General features: G+C 74.1%; 19 protein-coding genes. 8 read left to right on the top strand and 11 right to left on the bottom strand.

The features are described from left to right. Positions 1-34: 34 nt before the first annotated feature. Positions 35-640, bottom strand: a complete 606-nt coding sequence (locus AB0N29_RS04165; protein WP_302270724.1) for a TetR/AcrR family transcriptional regulator — start codon at positions 638-640, stop codon at positions 35-37. 71 nt (positions 641-711) lie between these two features. Between AB0N29_RS04165 and AB0N29_RS04160 the strand changes: the two genes are divergently transcribed. Then, complete coding sequence (locus AB0N29_RS04160) at positions 712-1,941, top strand: oxygenase MpaB family protein (protein ID WP_364864333.1); 1,230 nt, start codon at positions 712-714, stop codon at positions 1,939-1,941. A 166-nt stretch (positions 1,942-2,107) separates the two neighbouring features. Here AB0N29_RS04160 and AB0N29_RS04155 read toward each other — a convergent pair whose 3' ends face one another. From AB0N29_RS04155 to AB0N29_RS04135, 5 genes are read right to left on the bottom strand one after another with little or no spacing between them, the layout of a single operon-like run. Further along, positions 2,108-2,773 (bottom strand): response regulator transcription factor, encoded by a 666-nt coding sequence (locus tag AB0N29_RS04155; protein ID WP_364864331.1) that lies wholly within the window; start codon positions 2,771-2,773, stop codon positions 2,108-2,110. Then, positions 2,770-3,291 carry a flavin reductase gene (locus tag AB0N29_RS04150; RefSeq protein WP_364864329.1) on the bottom strand — a complete coding sequence of 174 codons (522 nt, stop codon included), beginning with the start codon at positions 3,289-3,291 and terminating at the stop codon, positions 2,770-2,772. The genes AB0N29_RS04155 and AB0N29_RS04150 overlap by 4 nt, the downstream gene beginning before the upstream one ends. A gap of 34 nt (positions 3,292-3,325) precedes the next feature. Continuing rightward, positions 3,326-4,351, bottom strand: coding sequence for a DUF2804 domain-containing protein (locus AB0N29_RS04145; protein WP_364864327.1), 1,026 nt, complete (start codon positions 4,349-4,351; stop codon positions 3,326-3,328). Between the two features lie 9 nt (positions 4,352-4,360). Beyond that, entirely contained in the window at positions 4,361-5,512 is a 1,152-nt protein-coding gene (locus tag AB0N29_RS04140) for a DUF5931 domain-containing protein (protein ID WP_364865442.1), read from the bottom strand. 29 nt (positions 5,513-5,541) lie between these two features. After that, positions 5,542-6,288: a lysophospholipid acyltransferase family protein gene (locus tag AB0N29_RS04135; RefSeq protein ID WP_364864325.1), complete on the bottom strand. Its 747-nt coding sequence runs from the start codon at positions 6,286-6,288 to the stop codon at positions 5,542-5,544. Positions 6,289-6,346: 58 nt separating this feature from the next. On the opposite strand from AB0N29_RS04135, the gene AB0N29_RS04130 reads away from it, so the two are divergent. Continuing rightward, positions 6,347-7,129, top strand: a complete 783-nt coding sequence (locus AB0N29_RS04130) for an alpha/beta fold hydrolase (protein ID WP_364864323.1) — start codon at positions 6,347-6,349, stop codon at positions 7,127-7,129. 10 nt (positions 7,130-7,139) lie between these two features. Next, positions 7,140-7,559 (top strand): hypothetical protein, encoded by a 420-nt coding sequence (locus AB0N29_RS04125; RefSeq protein ID WP_302270718.1) that lies wholly within the window; start codon positions 7,140-7,142, stop codon positions 7,557-7,559. Between the two features lie 144 nt (positions 7,560-7,703). On the opposite strand, the gene AB0N29_RS04120 is transcribed toward AB0N29_RS04125, so the two are convergent. From AB0N29_RS04120 to AB0N29_RS04100, 5 genes are read right to left on the bottom strand one after another with little or no spacing between them, the layout of a single operon-like run. Beyond that, positions 7,704-8,648, bottom strand: coding sequence for an ROK family protein (locus AB0N29_RS04120; RefSeq protein WP_364864320.1), 945 nt, complete (start codon positions 8,646-8,648; stop codon positions 7,704-7,706). Between the two features lie 10 nt (positions 8,649-8,658). Next, complete coding sequence (locus AB0N29_RS04115; RefSeq protein ID WP_302270715.1) at positions 8,659-9,600, bottom strand: ROK family glucokinase; 942 nt, start codon at positions 9,598-9,600, stop codon at positions 8,659-8,661. Beyond that, positions 9,597-10,046 (bottom strand): hypothetical protein, encoded by a 450-nt coding sequence (locus AB0N29_RS04110; protein ID WP_364864317.1) that lies wholly within the window; start codon positions 10,044-10,046, stop codon positions 9,597-9,599. Before AB0N29_RS04110 ends, AB0N29_RS04115 begins: the two co-directional genes overlap by 4 nt. Further along, positions 10,043-11,236 (bottom strand): ArsA family ATPase, encoded by a 1,194-nt coding sequence (locus AB0N29_RS04105; protein WP_364864315.1) that lies wholly within the window; start codon positions 11,234-11,236, stop codon positions 10,043-10,045. The genes AB0N29_RS04110 and AB0N29_RS04105 overlap by 4 nt, the downstream gene beginning before the upstream one ends. An 8-nt stretch (positions 11,237-11,244) precedes the next feature. After that, entirely contained in the window at positions 11,245-11,679 is a 435-nt protein-coding gene (locus tag AB0N29_RS04100) for an SRPBCC family protein (protein ID WP_302270709.1), read from the bottom strand. A 152-nt stretch (positions 11,680-11,831) separates the two neighbouring features. Here AB0N29_RS04100 and AB0N29_RS04095 point away from each other — a divergent pair, with 152 nt between their 5' ends. From AB0N29_RS04095 to AB0N29_RS04075, 5 genes are all read left to right on the top strand, one after another. Further along, a complete protein-coding gene (locus AB0N29_RS04095; protein WP_364864312.1) occupies positions 11,832-13,622 on the top strand; it encodes an AMP-dependent synthetase/ligase in 1,791 nt (596 codons plus the stop codon). A 220-nt stretch (positions 13,623-13,842) separates the two neighbouring features. Continuing rightward, complete coding sequence (gene cpaB / locus AB0N29_RS04090; protein WP_364864310.1) at positions 13,843-14,583, top strand: Flp pilus assembly protein CpaB; 741 nt, start codon at positions 13,843-13,845, stop codon at positions 14,581-14,583. A 5-nt stretch (positions 14,584-14,588) separates the two neighbouring features. Further along, on the top strand, positions 14,589-15,785 hold the full coding sequence (locus AB0N29_RS04085; RefSeq protein WP_302270706.1) for an AAA family ATPase: 1,197 nt from the start codon (positions 14,589-14,591) through the stop codon (positions 15,783-15,785). A 5-nt stretch (positions 15,786-15,790) separates the two neighbouring features. Further along, positions 15,791-17,281 carry a CpaF family protein gene (locus AB0N29_RS04080; RefSeq protein WP_302270705.1) on the top strand — a complete coding sequence of 497 codons (1,491 nt, stop codon included), beginning with the start codon at positions 15,791-15,793 and terminating at the stop codon, positions 17,279-17,281. After that, entirely contained in the window at positions 17,281-19,185 is a 1,905-nt protein-coding gene (locus AB0N29_RS04075; RefSeq protein WP_364864306.1) for a type II secretion system F family protein, read from the top strand. Before AB0N29_RS04080 ends, AB0N29_RS04075 begins: the two co-directional genes overlap by 1 nt. Position 19,186 lies beyond the last annotated feature (1 nt).

Here is a 19,186-nt window from a genome sequence, read left to right as displayed (position 1 = left end):
CCTACCCATGCCCCGCCCGCGAGCGCGCCGCCGGTCAGGACCGCAGCCCCGCGACGAGCATCGAGGTCGCCACGTCGACCAGCGCCTCACGGTCCGAGCCCGGCGGGCGGAACAGCGCGATCCGCAGCGAGGTCGCGACCACCACGCCCATGGTCATGAACACCAGCGCCTCCAGCCGCTCGGGGGGCACGCCGGGCAGGTGCCGCCGCGGGATCACGGCCGCGAGGTGGAAGAGGTCCCGCTCGATCTCCGGCAGCACGTTGGCGTTGATGCCGCCCGGTTGGGCGTCGACGACGGCCAGCACGACCGGGCCGTGCTCCTCGAAGCCGGACACCAGCGTCGAGACGATCTCGCGTACCGCGTCGGGCAGGTCGAGGTCGAGCGCGCGGACCACCGCCTCGCGGAGGTCCCGGTCGACCGCCGCGACGGCCTCGTCGCGCAGCGCCGTGACGATCTCCGCCTTGTCGTTGAAGTACCGGTAGAAGGTGCCGGTGCTGACGTGGGCGCGCTCCACGATCGCGGTGGTGGTCAGCCCGGCGGCGCCGCGCTCGCCGAGAAGGTGAAGGGCAGCGTCGAGCAGGGCCCTGCGCATCTGCACGGCACGTTGCTGCGTGGGCAGGATCCGCTGCTTGTGGGCCATGTCTACGTCCTGTCGGGAGACCGGAGAGAAGTGAATGGAAGGTGAGACATCCTCACTTCTAGGGTCGTGGCATGCAAGCCGCGACCACCGGCCGACTCCTCGCCGAGCGCCCCCTGCCCGCCACCCTGCGCCACGTCGAGCTGGCGCGGCAGCGCTACCCGCAGCTGGCGGCGACGTACCTCGCCGCGATGTGGGACGGCGACCCGCTGGCCGACGCCTTCGTCGCGGACGTCCCGCGCCTGGGGCACGGCAGGGCGATGCGGATGCTGCGCACCGCCTGCCGCGAGGGCATCGGGGCGGTGCCGGACGCGCCGGACTCGCTGCGCGCGCTGTTCGCCCAGCTGGACGCCACCCCGGAGTGGGTCGACCTCGAGGGGATCGACCGGGCCGGTGCGCACCTGGGCCGCTACACCCGGCAGGCCGGCATCGTGCTCGGCGCGGCGTCCCTGGTGAGCGGCTACGCCAACTCGGCGGCCTCGCGGCCGCTGGAGATGACCGGCCGCTACATCGAGAACGCCGGCATGCGCACCATCGAGGTCGCCTCCTGGCTGGTCGCGGCGAACGCGCAGGGCGGCCTGTCCCGCTTCGCCGACGGCTTCGAGCTCACCGTGCGGGTGCGGGTCATCCATGCGCTGGTGCGACGCTCGCTGCTCGACGACGATGCCTGGGACCTCGCCGCCTGGGGCGTCCCGATCTGCCAGTCCTACCTGGCCTACACCCTCGTCGAGTTCTGCCTGATCCCGCTGCGCGGCATGCGCGCCATCGGTGCGCCGTACCGTCCGGAGGAGCAGGCGGCGTACTACGCCCGCTGGCGCTACCTCGGCCACCTGCTCGGCATCGACCCCGCGCTGCTGCCCACCGACGAGGCGGAGCAGGAGGCGCTCGAGGGGATCTACCTGCTCACCCGGCCGCCGGTGGACGAGTACTGCCGCGAGCTGGTGGGCGCGATCGGCTCGGACTTCCTCGTGCCGGAGATCGAGCAGCTCGTCCCGCCCGTGCTGCACCCGGTCGCACCGACCGTCGTCGCCGCGCTGGAGCGGGTCTTCATCGGGGACGCGATCGCCGACGAGCTCGGCATCGCCGACACGCGGCTCAAGCACGCGGTCCGCGCCGCCGGGCCGGTGCTCGGCGCGGTGAACGCCGCGCTCGACCGGCTGCCGCCGACCCTCGGGCCGCGTACCCGCCGGGGCGAGCGGTACCGCGAGGCCCAGGACGCCCGGCTGCGCGCGCGGTACGGCGTGCAGCACGACCTCGTCGACGCCTCCCCCGGCGGCGGGAGGCCGCACCCCGCCCGCGGCTGACCGAGCTGGCCGGGCTGGCCGGGCTGGCCGGGCTGGCCGTCGGTCGGCGTCACTCGAACCCCACTGCTCCCACTTCCCGGGGCAGTCCCTCGCTTACCGGGGCAGATCTGCCCCGGTAAGCGCGGGAGTCCCCGGTGCACCGGGGACCCCTGCAGGGGCCCCGAGATCAGTCCTCGTCCAGGCCCTGCTCGATCGCCCAGCGCGTGAGCTCGACCCGGTTGTGCATCTGGAGCTTGCGCAGGGTGTTCTGGACGTGGTTCTGCACGGTGCGGTGGGAGAGCACGAGCCGCTCGGCGATCTGCTTGTACGACATCCCCTTCGCGACCATCTTGAGCACCTCGGTCTCGCGCTCGGTCAGCTGCGGCTGCGTCGGGTCGGTGGCCGCCGCGGGGTCCGAGAGCCGCCGGAACTCGCCGAGCACCAGGCCGGCGAGGCCGGGGGTGAACACGGTGTCGCCGCGCGCCACGCGGCGTACGGCGTCGAGGAGCTCCTGCCGCGAGGCGGACTTGACCAGGTAGCCGGTCGCGCCGGCCTTGACCGCCTCCAGCACGTCGGCCTGCTCCCCGCTCGCGCTCAGCACGAGCACCCGCGCCGACGGGTCGTGGGCCAGCGCCTCGCGGGTGACACCGACGCCGTCGGGCTCGGGGATCTGCAGGTCCAGCACGACCACCTGGGGCCGGGCCGCCTTGAACCGCGCGAGCGCCTCGGTGCCGGTGGCGGCCACCGCGACGACCTCGAAGCCGGCCTGCTGCAGGTCCCGCTCGACCGCGTCGCGCCACATCGGGTGGTCGTCGACGACCATCACGCGGATCGGCGTCGTCGGGTCGGTCATGGGTTCCCCTTCTCCTGGGACAGGCGCAGCCAGCGTCCCCGCCGGTGGCCGAGCGGGTCGCCGTCCTCGCCGGCCTCCGCCGCGACGAGGCGGCAGGTGACCAGGGACGACCAGCCGACCTCGCGCTCCTCCTCGAGCTCGACACCGGCCCAGGTGGTGGTCGAGGCGAGCCGCGGGCCGTGCGCGGTGTCCACGAACTCGGCCTGGCGGAACAGCCCGCCCGGCGCCGGTGCGGTGCCGGCGAACATCTCGGCGAGCCCGCGGTCGGCCCACGAGAGCAGCTGGACGACGGCCCGGCCCGTGTCGCGCACGGCGTCGAGGAGGTCGGAGTCGGGGTCGAGCAGCGCGAGCACCCGCGGCGTCTCGCCGTTGGCCACCATCAGCGACGTCACCGTGAGCCCGGCCCGTCCGGCGCCCGCCCCGGCCGTCCACAGGGTGACCGTGCCGCCGAGCCGGCCCCGGAAGCGACGTACCGGGTCGTCCGCACCGGCGAACGGGTGGGTGTCGTGGATGGTCATCGCGCCCGAGGCTAGCGACCACCGCCGGACGGGGTCACCAGCGGTTGTGGACGTCCTCGGCCCAGCCGACCACGTCCGCCACCCGCACCCACGTTCCCGAGTCGTCGCGGACCCGGCCCGCCCAGTGCCCGAAGCACTGGTGGGTGCGGGACGCGAAGACCCGCAGGTCGGTGACGGAGCGGCGCAGGTGGAACGGTGTGAAGGCGAGGTCGACCGAGGCGCCCGAGACCCGCCAGGGCGCCATCCAGTCGTCACGGTCGTAGTCCCAGACCAGCTCCTCGCTGATCTTGGAGAGGTGCCCGTCGACGTAGAGGGAGTTCTCGACCGAGCCGGTGCCGTCGGTCCAGCGCCCGCCCACCTGGATGCCGACGACGTGGCCGTCGGTGCGTCCGGCGCCGGCGCCCCAGTTCCAGCGCACGTCGTAGGGCCACCGGCCGCGGCCGTGGTCGAGGGTCGCCCACGACTCCCCCGCCGGTACGTCGGCGGCGAGCCCGTCGAGGCGGATCGTGCCGGTCGCGGGGCGGGCGACGTCCTTGACGGTGTACTGGAAGAGACGGTCGCTCCACGGCACCACCACGCCCAGGCACTCGTGCCCCTCCGGCCGGTGCGCCACCACGTCGACCTCGACCCGCGGCCCGCTCGCCCGCAGGCGGGTCCCGCCCTCGACCTCCTCGACGTCGATCCGCAGCCGGCGCGTCCGCGAGCGGACCGGTCCGTGGCCCAGCGTGCCGGGCAGCGTCGCGCTGCGGCCGGTCACGCCGATCGCGTCGTGGGCGACCGACTCACCCGTGGCGCGGTCGAGCAGCCAGATGCCGTGGACGGCTGCGTAGTCGATGTCGGAGGTCACCAGGGCCACCACGTGGGTCGGCGTGGTCACCGCCCAGTACTCCCAGCGCTTGTTGCGACCCCGACCGAGGCGGCCACGACCGACTCCGTCCGTGGTGAGCAGCGGGGTGCGGGTCCAGCCGACCGCGTCGGGGTTGAGCCGGCCGTCGGCAGAGGTGAGCGGGACCGGGGCGGTGATCTCCCGCTCGCTGACGGGCTGGGGTCTGACAGGCACGGTCGGAGACTAGCGGCGCCGGTCCGCCGCTCCCGCGGAGCCGGGGGCGGGGACCGGGACGACGAGCTCCCACTCGGTGCCGAACGAGCCGGTGCTCAGCGTCGCGGTCCCGCCGAGGTCGGCGACGCGGCCACGGATCGACTCGCTGACGCCCAGCCGGCCCTCGGCCGCGGCCCGCTCGAGCCGGCCCTCGGGGATGCCGGGCCCCTCGTCGCGCACGGAGAGCTCGACCCGGTCGGGGAACGCCTCGAGCAGCACCCAGGCCGGGGCCTGCGCCCCCACGTGGTTCGCGACGTTGTCCAGGCAGGCGCCGACCACGGCGCACAGCTCCTGCACGACGTCGCGCGGCAGCTCGACCGGGGTCGCCGGCGCGGCGACGGTCACCTGGGCGCGGGACTCCAGCCGGCCGAGCTCCGCGGCCAGGTCGAGGACCGCGCCGGCTCCGCTCCCGCCGGCGGCCTCGTCGGTCGTGCGCTCCTGGGTGCGGATCAGGGTCCGCAGCCGGGACTCCTGCTCGCCCGCGAGCCGCGCCAGCTCGGCCGCCTCGCCGCCGAGCTCGGCGCCGCGCCGCTGGACCAGGGAGAGCACCTGCAGCACGCCGTCGTGCACGGCGCGTGCCAGCCGGGCGCGCTCCGCAGCCGCGGCGGCGGACCGCTCGGCGCGGTCGCGCTCGGCGGCCATCTCCTGCAGCGACCCGCACATGAAGCCGACGATCGGACCGCCGATGAGGAGCAGGAAGACGTTGCCGTAGTTGGACTGGGTCAGCTCCTCGCGGACCAGCACGTCGGCCGCCACCAGCACCGCGGCCGCCACCAGGCCGCCCACCCAGCGGTACCGGACCGCCCAGGCCAGCAGCGCCCCCGCGACCCAGAACCCCGGGACGGTCGCGTTGAAGCCGTCGCCCTTCACCAGGGGGGTGGCCGCCAGCAGCGCGACCGCCACGGCGAGGTCCGCGGCGAGCAGGACGACCGTGCGGCGCCGGGGCGCGGCGTACGCCCAGACGGCGAAGGCGGTCCACGCCGCCATCACCAGCACGCAGGCGACCCCGCCGGCGGGGCGCTGGAAGTTCTCGGCGCGGTAGAGGTTGAGCACCACCGCGTTGGCCAGGGTGACCCCACGCAGGACGGCCAGCGCCCGGAAGAGCCGGTCCTCGACCGCCAGCCCGGCACTGGACCGGGCCGGGTCTGCGCTCAGGACGCCTTCTTCTCTTCGCCCGGACGGTCCGCCGCGGCGTCGCCCGACTGCTCGGCGCGCTGGGCCTTGCGGGACTCGGCCTTGGCCTGGGCGGCGTAGGTGTCGACGTACTCCTGGCCGGAGAGCCGCATGATCTCGTACATGATCTCGTCGGTCACCGAGCGCAGGATGTAGCGGTCGTTGCTCATCCCCTCGTAGCGGGAGAAGTCCAGCGGCTTGCCGAAGCGCACGACCGGGCGGGTGAACGTGCCGAACGTCTTGCCCGGGGGTGCGACCACGTCGGTGCCGACGACGGCGACCGGGATGACCGGGACACCCGTCTCGAGCGCGAGCCGGGCGACACCGGTCTTGCCGCGGTAGAGCCGGCCGTCGTGGCTCCGGGTGCCCTCGGGGTAGATGCCGAACAGGCCGCCCTCCCCCAGGATCCGCTTGGCCGCGGTCAGCGCGCCCTCGGCCGCGCTGGCACCGCCGCGGTCGATCGGGACCTGGCCGGCACCGGAGAAGAACTGCTTCTGGAACCAGCCCTTGATGCCCGGGCTGGTGAAGTACTCCGCCTTCGCCACGAACGTCACCCGGCGCGGCAGCGTGAGCGGCATGAACAGCCAGTCGGCGTACGACAGGTGGTTGCTGGCGAGGATCGCCGGGCCGTCGGTGGGGACGTGCTCGGCGCCGGCGACCTGCGGCCGGAAGATCACGCGCAGGAACGGCCCGAGGGCCACCCACTTCAGGAACCAATAGAACACGCGGCGCACCTTCCACGACCCGGCCCGGACGAGGCAACCCTAGACCTAAGGTGCCGCCATGACGATCGAGCCGACGCTCCACCCGCTGGCCGTTCCCCTGTCCGCCCCGGCACGCCCCGAGCTGACCGGCGGTCGACGCGTCGGCGTGCTGCTCAGCCACGGCTTCACGGGCCAGCCCGCGTCGATCAAGCCGTGGGGCGAGGCGCTCGCGGAGCAGGGGTACGGCGTGGAGGTGCCGCGGCTGCCGGGGCACGGCACGACGTGGCAGGACTGCAACACGACCACGTGGGACGACTGGTACGCCGAGCTGTCGCGCGTCTTCGCCGACCTGCGCGCCTCCCACGACGCGGTCGTGGTCGGCGGGCTCTCCATGGGCGGTGCGCTGACCCTGCGCCTCGCGGCCGACCACGGCGACGCGGTGGCCGGGGTCGTCGTGGTCAACCCCGCCCTGGCCACGGCCCGCAAGGACGTCAGGCTGCTGCCGGTGCTCAAGCACGTGGTCGGGTCCTTCCCCGGGATCGCGAACGACATCAAGAAGCCCGGCGCCGAGGAGCACGGCTACACCCGGACGCCGCTGAAGGCGGCCCACTCGATGTTCCGCGCGTGGCCGGGGCTGGTGTCCGACCTGCCGCGCGTCACGGCCCCGCTGCTCTACCTCCGCTCGACGGTCGACCACGTGGTCGACGGGCTCACCCAGCCGCTCGTCGTCTCCGGCGTCTCCTCGCGCGACGTCACCGAGGTGTCGCTGCCGGAGAGCTACCACGTGGCCACGCTGGACCACGACCTCCCCACCATCGTCGAGGAGACCGCGGCGTTCGTGCGGCGGGTCACCGCCGCGTAACCTCGTCCTCGTGCAGCGCGACGACGAGGACGACGTCTGGCGCTCGATCGTCGAGAACTACGGCGACCGGCCGACCCTCGACGACGAACCGCCTGCGCCGGCACCCGCGCCGACCGCTCCGGCCACGCCGCCGACGTACGACGTCCCGCTGCCCGAGGAGCCGGAGAGCGACCTCGCGCGTGCCGACGAGGAGCGGTTCGTCCCGCCCGAGCCACCGCCGCTGCCGCGCCCCGTCGGCGCCCGCCTCGCCGCGTGGACCGGCGTCTTCGGCGCCCCTGCCGTCCTGCTGCTGTTCCTGGTGCTGGGCATCGGCCTGCCGCAGGTGGTCTCCTACGCGCTGGTCGCCGGGTTCGTCGGCGGCTTCCTCTACCTGGTCTGGCAGATGCCCCGCGGCCCGCGGGACCCCTGGGACGACGGCGCCCAGCTCTGACCTCGGGGGTGGTCGGCCGGCTTGCTGGAGATTTCATCGGCTGACCGCTGAAACTGTCGGTGGGCCGCTGAAGTTTCACCGGCCAACCGGGAGATTCATCGGCCGGCCGATGAAATGTGCGACCGCGCGCCCGGCCAGGTACGGCTAGGAGCGCTGGCGCGCGAGGATCGCGCCACCCACCACGCCGGCCTCCGGGCCGAACCGGGCGCGGACGACGGGCGGGACCTCGCGGTGCGCGGCACCGACGAGCGAGCGGACGAGGGCGTGCCGGGCCGGCTCGAGCAGCCGGTCACCGGCGGCCGAGACCCCGCCGCCGACGACCACGAGCTCGGGGTCGAAGGCCGCGACGAGGTTCGCCAGGCCGACGCCGAGCCAGTCCCCGACGGACGCGAAGGCCTGCCGGGCGACCAGGTCGCCCTGCTCGGCGGCCTCGGTCACCATCGGGCCGACCAGCGTGCTGGGATCGCCGCCGCACAGCTGCTCCAGCATCGTGGGCTCCCGGCCGATCCTGGCCCGGGCGAAGCGGACGAGCGCGTTGCCGCTGGAGTACTGCTCCCAGCACCCGGCACCGCCGCACTCGCAGGGCTGGCCGTCCGGCACGACCTGCGCGTGGCCGAACTCCCCGGCCATGCCGTTGCGGCCGCGGTGGACGCGCCCGCCGAGGACGAGGCCGCCGCCGATGCCGGTGCCCATCGTGATCAGCAGGAAGTCCGCGACGCCCCGCGCCGCGCCGAGCGTCCCCTCGGCGAGGGCGGCGCAGTTGGCGTCGTTGTCGAGGGCGACGGTCGTCCCCCACCGGGCGGCGAGGCGGGCGCGCACGTCCTCGCCCTGCCAGGGCAGGTGCGGCGCGAACATCACCCGCTCCCCCGCGGCGTCCACGAAGCCCGCCGCGGCGAGGCCCACCCCGTCGACGCGGCGCCCGTCGGCGACCTCGGCGACCGCCTCGGTCAGCGCCTGCTCGACGAGCACGGCGTCCACGCGGCGCCCCGGGGTGGAGCGCCGGGCCGTGCGCAGCACCGCGCCCACGGCGTCGACCTCGGCGGCGAGCACCTTGGTGCCGCCGACGTCGACGCCGATGTGGAGGGCCACGGGAGCCGCCTCAGCGGCGGGCGAGGTCGGCCGCGCCGATGAGCCCGGCGCGGTTGCCGAGCGTGGCGCGGCGGATCTCGAGCGTCGGGCGGTGCCCGCGAGCGGGCAGCTCAGCAACGAACGCCGTGCGGATGGGGCCGAGCAGCAGCTCGCCGGCCTCGCTGACGCCGCCACCGATGACCACCACCGCGGGGTCGAGCACGGCGGTGAGCGAGGCGATGCCCTCGCCGAGCCAACGACCCAGCTCGGCGAGCTGGGCCACGGCGAACGGGTCGCCCGCACGCGCCGCCTCGGTGATGAGCGGTCCGGTGATGGCCGCGGTGTCGCCGCCGGCGCGCGCCAGGAGGCTGCGGGCGGCCGGGTTGCCGGTGACCGCCTCGGCGCGGGCGTCGCGCACGAGCGCCGAGCCGCTGGCGTACTGCTCGAAGCAGCCGCGGTTCCCGCACCCGCACCGGATGCCGTCGGGGACGACGCGCATGTGGCCGATCTCCGCGCCGGCGCCGAACGCGCCGCGGTGCAGGAGCCCGTCCAGCACGATGCCGCCGCCGATGCCGGTGCCGACGGTGACCAGCAGCAGGTCGTCGACGTCGTGACCGGCGCCGAAGACGAACTCGCCCCAGGCCGCGGCGTTCGCGTCGTTCTCCACCACGACCGGCAGCTCGACGCGCTGCTCCAGCTCCGCCTTGAGGGGTACGTCGCGCCAGGCGATGTTCGGCGCGAACATCACCACCGCGCGGCCCTTGTCGACGTAGCCGGCCGCACCGACGCCGACCGCCGTGATCTCGTGCCGGGTGCGCAGCTCCGCGACGAGCCCCGCGATGGCGTCCTCGATCGCCTCCGCGTCGGTCGCGGGCGACTCCACGCGCAGCTCCTCGAGGACCTTGCCCTCCTCGTCCACCACACCGCCGGCGATCTTCGTCCCGCCGACGTCCACGCCACACGTGAGCGTCATCCCTCGTCCTCCGGCCACTCGTCAGCCCCGTCGTCGGGGTCCAGGTCGATCCGTTCCACTCCTGCGCCTGCCGGCGGCCCGCCGTCGGGGGGCCGGCGACGGTCCTCGGGCACCGCGGTGGCGAGTGCCTCCGCGGCCGCCTGCAACAGGGAGGATCCTGCCGCCAGCAGGTGGTTGCGCACCTCCGGGCTCGTGCTGCGCACGGCGTGGACGGCTCGGCACACCGGGCACCAGGTGCACTCGGGGGCCCCGGTGGCGACGTGCTCGTCGACCTGCCGGGCCGCGGCCGCCGCCTGGGCGGCGAAGCCGCCCAGCCCGGCACCCAGTCCCGCACCCAGTCCGGAGCCGTTGTCCTGCGCCCAGTCGCCCAGCGCGCCGAACAGCTTGGCGGCCTCCTCGGCCACGCTGCCGACGTCCTCCGGCCGGTCGTGCTCGTCGTCGCTCATGCGCTCTCCCCCCGGGCGTGCGCGGGCCGGGCCTCGTGGAACCGGACCTGCAGCTCGCCCTCCTCGACCCGGGCACCGGCGACGTCGAGCCGCGCCAGGCCGGCGGGCAGGGTCAGCAGGCGGCGGTAGGAGCCGACGGTCACGACCAGCTCGTCGTGCCGGCGGGCCAGGTCGACCTCCGCGCGGGTGACCAGCGGCAGCCGGAGGCGCAGCACGGCCCCGCCGCCGGTGCGGGTGACGAGGAAGGGCCCCTCGCCCACGGGCGCCGCGAGCGGGTCGGAGCCGCCGTACACGTCGGCGGCGAGGGTGCGCAGGGCGTCGACCCCGACCGGCTCGGCGGCGCGGTACTCCGAGCGCCACACCGGCAGCCCGACGAACGACTCCTCGACGTCAGCGAGCACGCGCGCCTGGGCCGCGACCCAGCCGGCGCGCCAGTCGTCGCCGTCGGCGGGCGGGAAGACCCGGTTGGCCACCACGCCGTCGACGCGGTAGCCGTAGAGCGACAGCGTGGTCCAGCTCCGTCGCGCCTCGGCGGCGACGACCGCCTCGGGGGTGAGGACCAGCCGCACGCTGGCGTCCGGGCCCTGCAGCAGCGAGCGCACCTCGTCGAGCTCGGCGTGCAGCCGCTCCACGGCCTCGAAGACGCTCCCACCGGGCATCGGCACGCCCGCGGCGCGGGTGAGGACGGGCTTGAGCGCCTTGACGACACGGGCCTGGGTCGGGAGGACCCGCTGCATGTACCACCCCAGCGCCTCGGGCAGCGCGAGCAGCCGCAGCGTCTCCGCGGTCGGCGCGCAGTCGACGACGACGACGTCCCACTCCCCGGAGAGGACCTGCAGCCGCAGCTCGAGCAGGGCCAGCACCTCCTCGGCGCCGGGCAGCACGGTCAGCTCCTCCGCGGCCAGCCGGTCGACGCCGACGGTGTCGAGGACCGAGAGGAGGTAGCGCTGCACCTCGCCCCAGGACTGCTGGAACCGCAGCTGGGCGTCGACCTGCTGGACGAAGAGCCGCTCCCCGACCTCGGTGGGCTCGGGACCGACCTCGACGCCGAAGGCGTCGGCCAGCGAGTGGGCCGCGTCGGTGGACAGCACGAGGGTGCGGTGCCCGGCCGCGGCCGCGAGCGCCGCCGTACCGGCCGCGACCGTGGACTTGCCGACACCGCCCTTGCCGGTGAGCAGGAGGATGCGCATGCGGCGCGTCAGCGCGACTCGACGCGCTTCTTCAGACCCTTCAGCGCCGTGTCGATGAGGATCTTCTCGCCCTTGCGCTTCAGCATGCCGATGAGCGGGATCGAGACGTCGAGGGCGAGCCGGTAGGTCACCTCGGTGGACCCGCCGAGGTCGCGGAGCACGTAGGCGCCGTCGAGGGCCCGCAGCATCTTGCCCTCGACGAGGGTCCAGGTGACCTCGCGGTCGCCGTCCCACTGGTACTCGAGGGTGTACTCGTCCTTGATCGGCGAGACGTCGAGGGCGAAGAAGACCCGCTCGGCGCGGCCGTCGGGGTACGTCGCGACGACGTCGGCGGTCTGCACGCCCTTGGCCCACTGCGGGTACGCCGCGAAGTCGGCGATCACCGCCATCACCTCGGCCGGGGCGGCGTCGACGGTGATCGACGACGTGGTCTGTTCGGCCATGCGGGGCCCCCTGGAGGTCGCGGCTGCTGGGCGGGGTCGGCGGGTGGATCGATGCGGCAGCGTACCGGATGGGAGAGGCGTCCGACGGCGGCGGTAGCCTGCGACGAGGCGCCCGCCCGGGCGCCCGAATCGACGTGCTCGGAGGAGGAAGCGTGCGGGAGTTCTCCACGCCCCTGACGATCGAGGTCCCGGGGACCGGCAACCTGACCGACGACGTGGTGAGGAACGCCGAGGAGGCGCCCGACGCCGTCGTCTTCAGCCGCCCCGCGGGCGACGGCGCCTGGAGCGACGTCACCGCCGCCGAGTTCCTGGCGGAGGTCACCGCGGTGGCCAAGGGCCTGGTCGCGGCCGGTGTCGAGACCGGCGACCGGGTCGCCCTGATCTCGAAGACGCGCTACGAGTGGACCCTGCTCGACTACGCGATCTGGTTCGCCGGCGCCGTCACGGTGCCGATCTACGAGACCTCCTCGGCCGAGCAGATCGAGTGGATCCTGCGCGACAGCGCCGCCCGCGCGGTCGTCGCCGAGACCGACGACCACGTCGCGCGCGTCGCGGAGGTCCGCGGCGGCCTCGAGGCGCTCAACCACGTGTGGTCGCTGACCGACAACGCCGTCGACGTGCTGCGCCGCCTCGGCGCCGACATCAGCGACGACGACCTGGAGAAGCGGCGCACGACGGCCACGCCGCTGGACCTCGCGACGCTCATCTACACCTCGGGCACGACCGGGCGGCCCAAGGGCTGCATGCTCACTCACGGCAACTTCATGTTCGAGCTCGGCGTGGCCGTCGAGGAGCTCGAGCGGCTCTTCGACGCCGAGGGCGCCTCCACGCTGCTGTTCCTGCCGCTGGCCCACGTCTTCGCCCGGATCATCCAGATCGGCTGCGTGAAGTCCCGCACCCGGCTGGGCCACTCCCCCGACATCAAGAACCTGCTGCCCGACCTGCAGGGGTTCCGGCCGACGTTCATCCTGGCCGTGCCGCGCGTGTTCGAGAAGGTCTTCAACACCGCCTCGCAGAAGGCCACCGCGGAGGGACGCGGCAAGATCTTCGACCGGGCCGCCGACGTGGCGATCGCCTGGTCCCGCGGGCTCGACAAGGGTCGTCCGTCACTGGCCGTCCGGGCCCAGCACGCGCTGTTCGCCAAGCTGGTCTACGGCAAGCTGCTCGACGCCCTCGGCGGGAGCTGCCAGTTCGCGGTCTCCGGCGGCGCGCCCCTGGGCGACCGGCTCGGCCACTTCTACCGCGGCATCGGCCTGACCGTGCTGGAGGGCTACGGGCTCACCGAGACCACGGCGGCGCTCACCGTCAACCTCCCGGACGCCCAGAAGGTCGGCACCGTGGGCCGCCCGCTGCCCGGCACCGCCGTGCGCGTCGCCGACGACGGCGAGCTGCTGTTCCGCGGCGGGCAGGTCTTCGCCGGCTACTGGGAGAACGAGGACGCCACCCGGGAGGCGCTCGAGGCCGACGCGTGGTTCCACACCGGCGACGTCGGCGAGGTCGACGACGAGGGCTTCGTGAAGATCACCGGCCGCAAGAAGGAGATCCTCGTGACCGCCGGCGGCAAGAACGTCGCCCCCGCGGTCCTCGAGGACCGGCTGCGGGCGCACGCGCTGGTCGACCAGTGCATCGTCGTCGGCGACGGCCAGCCCTTCATCGCCGCCCTCGTCACGATCGACCGCGAGTCGCTGCCGGTCTGGGCCGCCGCCCGCGGCAAGTCCGACGACGTCGGGCAGCTGCTCGACGACCCCGACCTGCGCGCCGAGATCGAGGCCGCGGTGGAGGACGCCAACAAGGCCGTCTCCAAGGCGGAGTCCATCCGCAAGTTCTCGGTCCTCGACGCCGAGTGGACCGAGGAGGGCGGGCAGCTCACCCCCAGCCTCAAGCTCAAGCGGAACGTCGTGATGCGCGAGTTCCGCGCCGAGGTGGACGCGCTCTACTCCTGACGCCCCTCCCCACCTGGCTCGACCGGGCCACCGGCCACCCCCGAAGGGGTGGCCGGTGGTGCTTGTTTGGGCAATCGCCGGTGCGTCACCGGTGGGTTCCCTAGCATCGAGAGCCGGCACAGCCGACTCGGGGAGGGAGCCGGCCGTCGCCGCACGGGACAACGCTGGACCGTCGGGAGGGGGCTACCGACGTTCCTCACAGGACGAAAGGGTTCTGTTGATGGATCGACGAAGGATCCTCCTCATCGCCGCGGCGGTCGTCGCGGCCCTGGGCGTGGTGCTGGTCCTCCTCTACGTGCGAGGGGCCGACGCACGCGCGCAGGACCGGTTCGCCACGGTGGAGGTGCTGCGGGCGACCGCCCCGATCGCCAAGGGCGAGAAGATCGAGGACGCGCTGGCCGCCGGCAAGGTCGCGCTCCAGCCGGTCGCGCAGGACCAGCTCCTCGACGGCGCCCAGGGCGACGCGGGCGTCTTCAGCGGCCAGCTCGCGCTGGTGCCGATCTACCCGGGCGAGCAGCTGATCCCCGCAAAGTTCGGCGGCGCCGCGCAGGTGTCGGCCGACACCGGCCTGCAGCTGCAGAAGGGCCAGGTCACCGTGACGGTCAACCTCACCGACACCGCCCGGGTGGCCGGCTTCGTCAACCCCGGCTCGCAGGTCGCGGTCTTCTTCAACGGCTCCGACGCACGCAGCGGCCAGCCGTTCACGCGGCTCCTCCTGCCCGAGGCGACGGTCCTCGCGGTCGGCTCCACCACGCCGGTCTCGACGACGACCACCGACCAGACCGGTCAGCAGACCGTCGAGCAGCTGCCCCGCACCCTCATCACGCTCGCGCTCAGCCAGGCCGAGGCGGAGCGGGTGATGTTCGCGCAGGGCAACGGCGAGCTGGCCTTCGCGCTGGTCGGCGACGACACCCAGGTGCGCCCCGGTCCCGGGGTCACGACCGACAACCTGTTCGGCTGACGCGCATGCCCGTCGTCGTCGATCCCCAGGACGCCACCCTCTCCGCGCTCCTGACCGGGCTGCCGACCGGCACCCAGGGGGTGCTGTCGGTCGACCGGATGCACGGTTGGCTGACCCAGCACTCCGACGAGTACGTCGTCGTGCTCGGCCCCCACCTCGCCCTCGAGGAGACCGTCGCCGTCTGCGAGGGGCTCCGCACCGGCCGGCCGACCGTCAGCGTCGTGCTCGTGCGCGACGAGCTCGACGCCGAGACCCTCGCCGCGGCCATGAAGGCCGGCGCGCGCGACGTCGTGCCGACCGGCGACCTGGTCGCCCTCGAGGCCGCGGTGGACCGCGCCTACCAGCTCCACGTCGCGCTGCGCGGGCCGTCCGGCGCCGCGCACGTCGGCCGCGTGGTGACCGTCTTCTCCCCCAAGGGCGGCGTCGGCAAGACCACGATGGCGGTCAACCTCGCGCTGGCGCTCACCGAGAACGGCGCGCGCAAGGTGTGCCTGGTCGACCTGGACCTCGGGTTCGGCGACGTCGCCATCACCATGCAGCTGTTCCCGACGCACTCGATCGAGCAGGCCGTCGGCGCCGAGGACAGCCTGGACACCGCGATGCTCGACGGGCTCCTGACCCGGCACCAGGAGTCGTTGATGGTGCTGGCCGCGCCGGCCCACCCCGACGTCCGGGAGCGGATCACCGCCCCGCTGGTGACCCGCATCCTGCGGACGCTGCGGGAGACCTTCGACTACGTCGTCATCGACACCGCGCCCGCCTTCGACGAGCAGACCCTGACGGCGCTCGACGAGACCGACGAGTGCGTCATCGTCGCGACGCTCGACGTGCCCACGCTGAAGAACGTCAAGGTGGCCCTCGAGACCCTGGAGATGCTCGACATCGCCCGGGGCCACCGCCACCTGCTGCTCAACCGCGCCGACGACGCCGTCGGCATCGGTCCGGACAAGGTGGAGGCCATCCTCGGCATGGGCGTGGCCGCCTCCGTCGAGAGCTCGATCGACATCGCGGCCGCCACCAACGCGGGGACCCCGATCCTGCTCGAGCGCCCCGACCACCAGTCCAGCGGCGCGATCCGTGGGCTCGCGTCCCGGCTCTCCGGGGAGACCGTCGCCGCGCCGCGGTCCGCCACCACCCCGCCCGACCCCGCGGACGCCGAGGGGGCCGACAAGCCGGCCCGCCGCTTCCGCCTCCGGAGGTGACGTCGATGAGCTCGCTGTCCGAACGGCTCGCCGCCGCCCGCCGCTCCGACCCCGCCGCCTCCCCCGAGCCGCCGGCCGAGGCCACCGCCGCCCTCGACGCCGCTCGGCCGGTCGAGGAGCAGCCCGCCGGGGCCGCGGCCGCCGGGGCCGCCGCTGCCGCCGCCGCGTCCGCGAGGCGCAAGGTCGACGCCGCGCCGCGGCGTACCCTCGGCGCGGCGCAGCCCGACCGGATCGAGGAGCTGAAGAGCAGCGTGCACACCGAGCTGCTCCAGCAGCTCGGGCCGCACCTCTACGACGCCGACATGGACCAGGACGAGCTGGACCAGCGGGTCCGCTCGGTGCTGGCCGACGTCCTCGCCTCCCAGGACCGACCGCTCAGCAGCGGGGACCGCGCGCGGGTGACCCAGGAGATCAGCGACGACATCCTCGGCTACGGGCCGATCCAGCCGTTCCTGCGCGACCCCGACGTCTCCGAGGTCATGGTCAACGGGCACGCCTCGATCTGGTTGGAGAAGGGCGGCCGGCTGATGCCGGCGGACGCGCACTTCCTCGACGAGGCGCACCTGCGGCGCACGATCGACAAGATCGTCTCCCGGATCGGCCGCCGCGTCGACGAGTCCAGCCCGATGGTCGACGCCCGCCTGCCCGACGGCAGCCGCGTCAACGCCGTGGTCCCGCCGTTGGCCGTGGACGGCTCGGCGCTGACCATCCGCAAGTTCGCCACCGACCCGCTGACCGCCACCGACCTGGTCTCCTTCGGGTCCCTGACGCCGCAGACGTGCGACTTCCTCGAGGCGTGCGTGCGCGGCCGGCTCAACGTGATCGTCTCCGGCAGCACCGGCGCCGGGAAGACGACGACGCTCAACGTGCTCTCCTCGTTCATCCCCAGCGACGAGCGGATCGTCACCATCGAGGACGCCGCGGAGCTGCAGCTCAAGCAGGACCACGTGGTCCGCCTGGAGTCGCGCCCGGCCAACATCGAGGGCAAGGGCGCGGTCCACATCCGCGACCTGGTGCGCAACAGCCTGCGGATGCGGCCCGACCGGATCATCGTCGGCGAGGTCCGCGACGCCTCCGCCCTGGACATGCTGCAGGCGATGAACACCGGCCACGACGGCTCCATCTGCACCCTGCACTCCAACGGTCCGCGCGACACGCTCTCGCGGATGGAGACCATGGTGCTGATGGCCGGCATGGACCTGCCGGTCCGCGCGATCCGCGAGCAGGTCGCCTCCGCGGTCGACCTGATCGTGCACCAGACGCGCTTCAAGGACGGCACCCGCCGGATCACCCACATCACCGAGGTGGAGCGGATGGAGGGCGACGTCATCACCCTCCAGGACATCTTCGTCTTCGACGCCTCCGCGGGCTTCGACGTCCACGGCCGCACGCTCGGCCGGCTCCGCCCGACGGGGCTGCGGCCGACGTTCCTGGACAAGATGGCCTACGCCAACGTCACGGTCGACCCGATGCTCTTCGCGACGGACCGGATCTGATGCGTCGGCTGCTGCTCACCCTGGTCGCGCTGGCGGCCGGCGTCCTGCTGTGCCTGCTGCCCTCGGCGGCGCTCGCCGCGGACGGGTCGATCACGCACGTGGAGCCGACCGACGGCGGGCTCGACGTCCTGGTGTCGGTCCCGGCCGGCTCGGCCGTCGACCTGGCGGACGTCACGGTCACCGTCGACGGGGTCGCGGCGCCCGCGACAGCCGAGCGCGCCGGGGCCTCGACGGCGGTACGCCGCACCGCGGTGCTGGCGATCGACACCAGCAACTCCATGCGCGGCGACCGCTTCGGGTCCGCCAAGCAGGCCGCGCTGACCTTCATCCGCAGCGTGCCCCCGGACGTCGAGCTCGGGATCGTCAGCTTCGCCGGCACCGTCGACGAGGCGCTCGCCCCGACGACCGACCGCGACGCGGCTCGCGAGGTGGTCCGCTCGCTCACCCTCAGCCAGCAGACCAGGCTGCACGACGGCGTGCTCGCCGCCCTGCGGCTGGCCGGCGAGGAGGGCCAGCGCTCGCTGCTGGTCCTCTCCGACGGCGCGGACACCTCCGGCACGCCCCTCGCGGACGTCACCGCGGCCGTGGACGAGTCCGGCGTGGGCGTCGACGTCATCGCGCTCGAGCAGGGCGACGCAGCGCTGGCCTCGCTGCGCGAGGTGGCCGAGGCCGGCTCCGGCCAGGTGGTCGAAGCGAGCCGGACCGCGCTGGCCGACACGTTCTCGGAGGAGGCTGCCGTCCTCGCCCGGCAGGTGCTCGTCTCGACCTCCGTGCCCGACGGCGTCGACGCGACCGAGGCGACCGTCGAGGTGACGCTCGGCGGCGCCGCCGGCCCCGTGACGGCCAGCGCCTTCAGCACCGTCCAGCGCGCGGCGACGACGACCGTGGTCCCCCCGCCGGTGGTGCAGCAGCCCGACTGGGTCCCGCCGTCCTGGCTGATGCACGCCGGCATCGGCACGCTCGCCGTCGGCCTGGTCGCGCTCGTCGTGCTCCTGGTCCCGCGCGGCCCGGCGCCGCTGTCGGCGGCCGACCGCCTGGCGCGCTACACCGAGGTGACGAGCGCCGGCGCGACGCCCGCGGGGTCGCGGGTGGACGCCGAGCAGGCGCTCTCGTCGGCCAAGGACGCCGCCGCCACGCTGCTGAGCCGGAACAAGTCGCTCGACGCGCGGATCACCCACCGGCTGGAGGGCGCCGGCAGCGAGCTGAAGGCCTCGGAGTGGCTGCTGGTCCACGTGGGCGTGTTCCTCGCCGCCGGCCTCGTCGGCCTGCTGCTGGGTCGCGGCACCATCGTCCTGGGCCTGCTCTTCCTGGTCCTCGGCGGCCTCGGCCCATGGCTCTACCTCGGCGTCCGGCGGGCGCGCCGGCGCAAGGCGTTCAACGCCCTGCTGCCCGACACCCTGCAGCTGATGTCCGGGTCGCTGGCGGCGGGTCTCTCGCTGGCGCAGTCGGTCGACACGATCGTGCGGGAGGGCGCCGACCCGGTCTCCACGGAGTTCAAGCGGGTCCTGGTCGAGACGCGCCTCGGCGTACCCCTGGAGGACGCGCTCGAGGGGGTCGCCGAGCGGTTCGAGTCCAAGGACTTCGAGTGGGTGGTCATGGCGATCAAGATCCAGCGCCAGGTCGGCGGCAACCTCGCCGAGCTGCTCGACACCGTCGCCGCCACGATGCGCGAGCGGGAGTACCTGCGGCGCCAGGTGGCCGCGCTGGCCGCCGAGGGCAAGCTGTCCGCGTGGGTCCTGGGCTGCCTGCCGCCGCTGTTCATGCTGTACCTCTTCTTCACCCAGCGGGACTACGTGAGCGTGATGTTCACCGACCCGCTCGGCATCCTGATGCTCGTCGGCGCGGTGGTGATCCTCGGCGTGGGGGTCTTCTGGATGAGCAAGCTGGTCAAGGTGGAGGTGTGAG

The organism is Nocardioides sp. NPDC092400, assembly GCF_040684155.1.
Lineage (GTDB): Bacteria > Actinomycetota > Actinomycetes > Propionibacteriales > Nocardioidaceae > Nocardioides.
The sequence above is the reverse complement of the archived record's forward strand: the minus strand, read 5'-3'. Positions and strand labels throughout refer to the sequence as shown.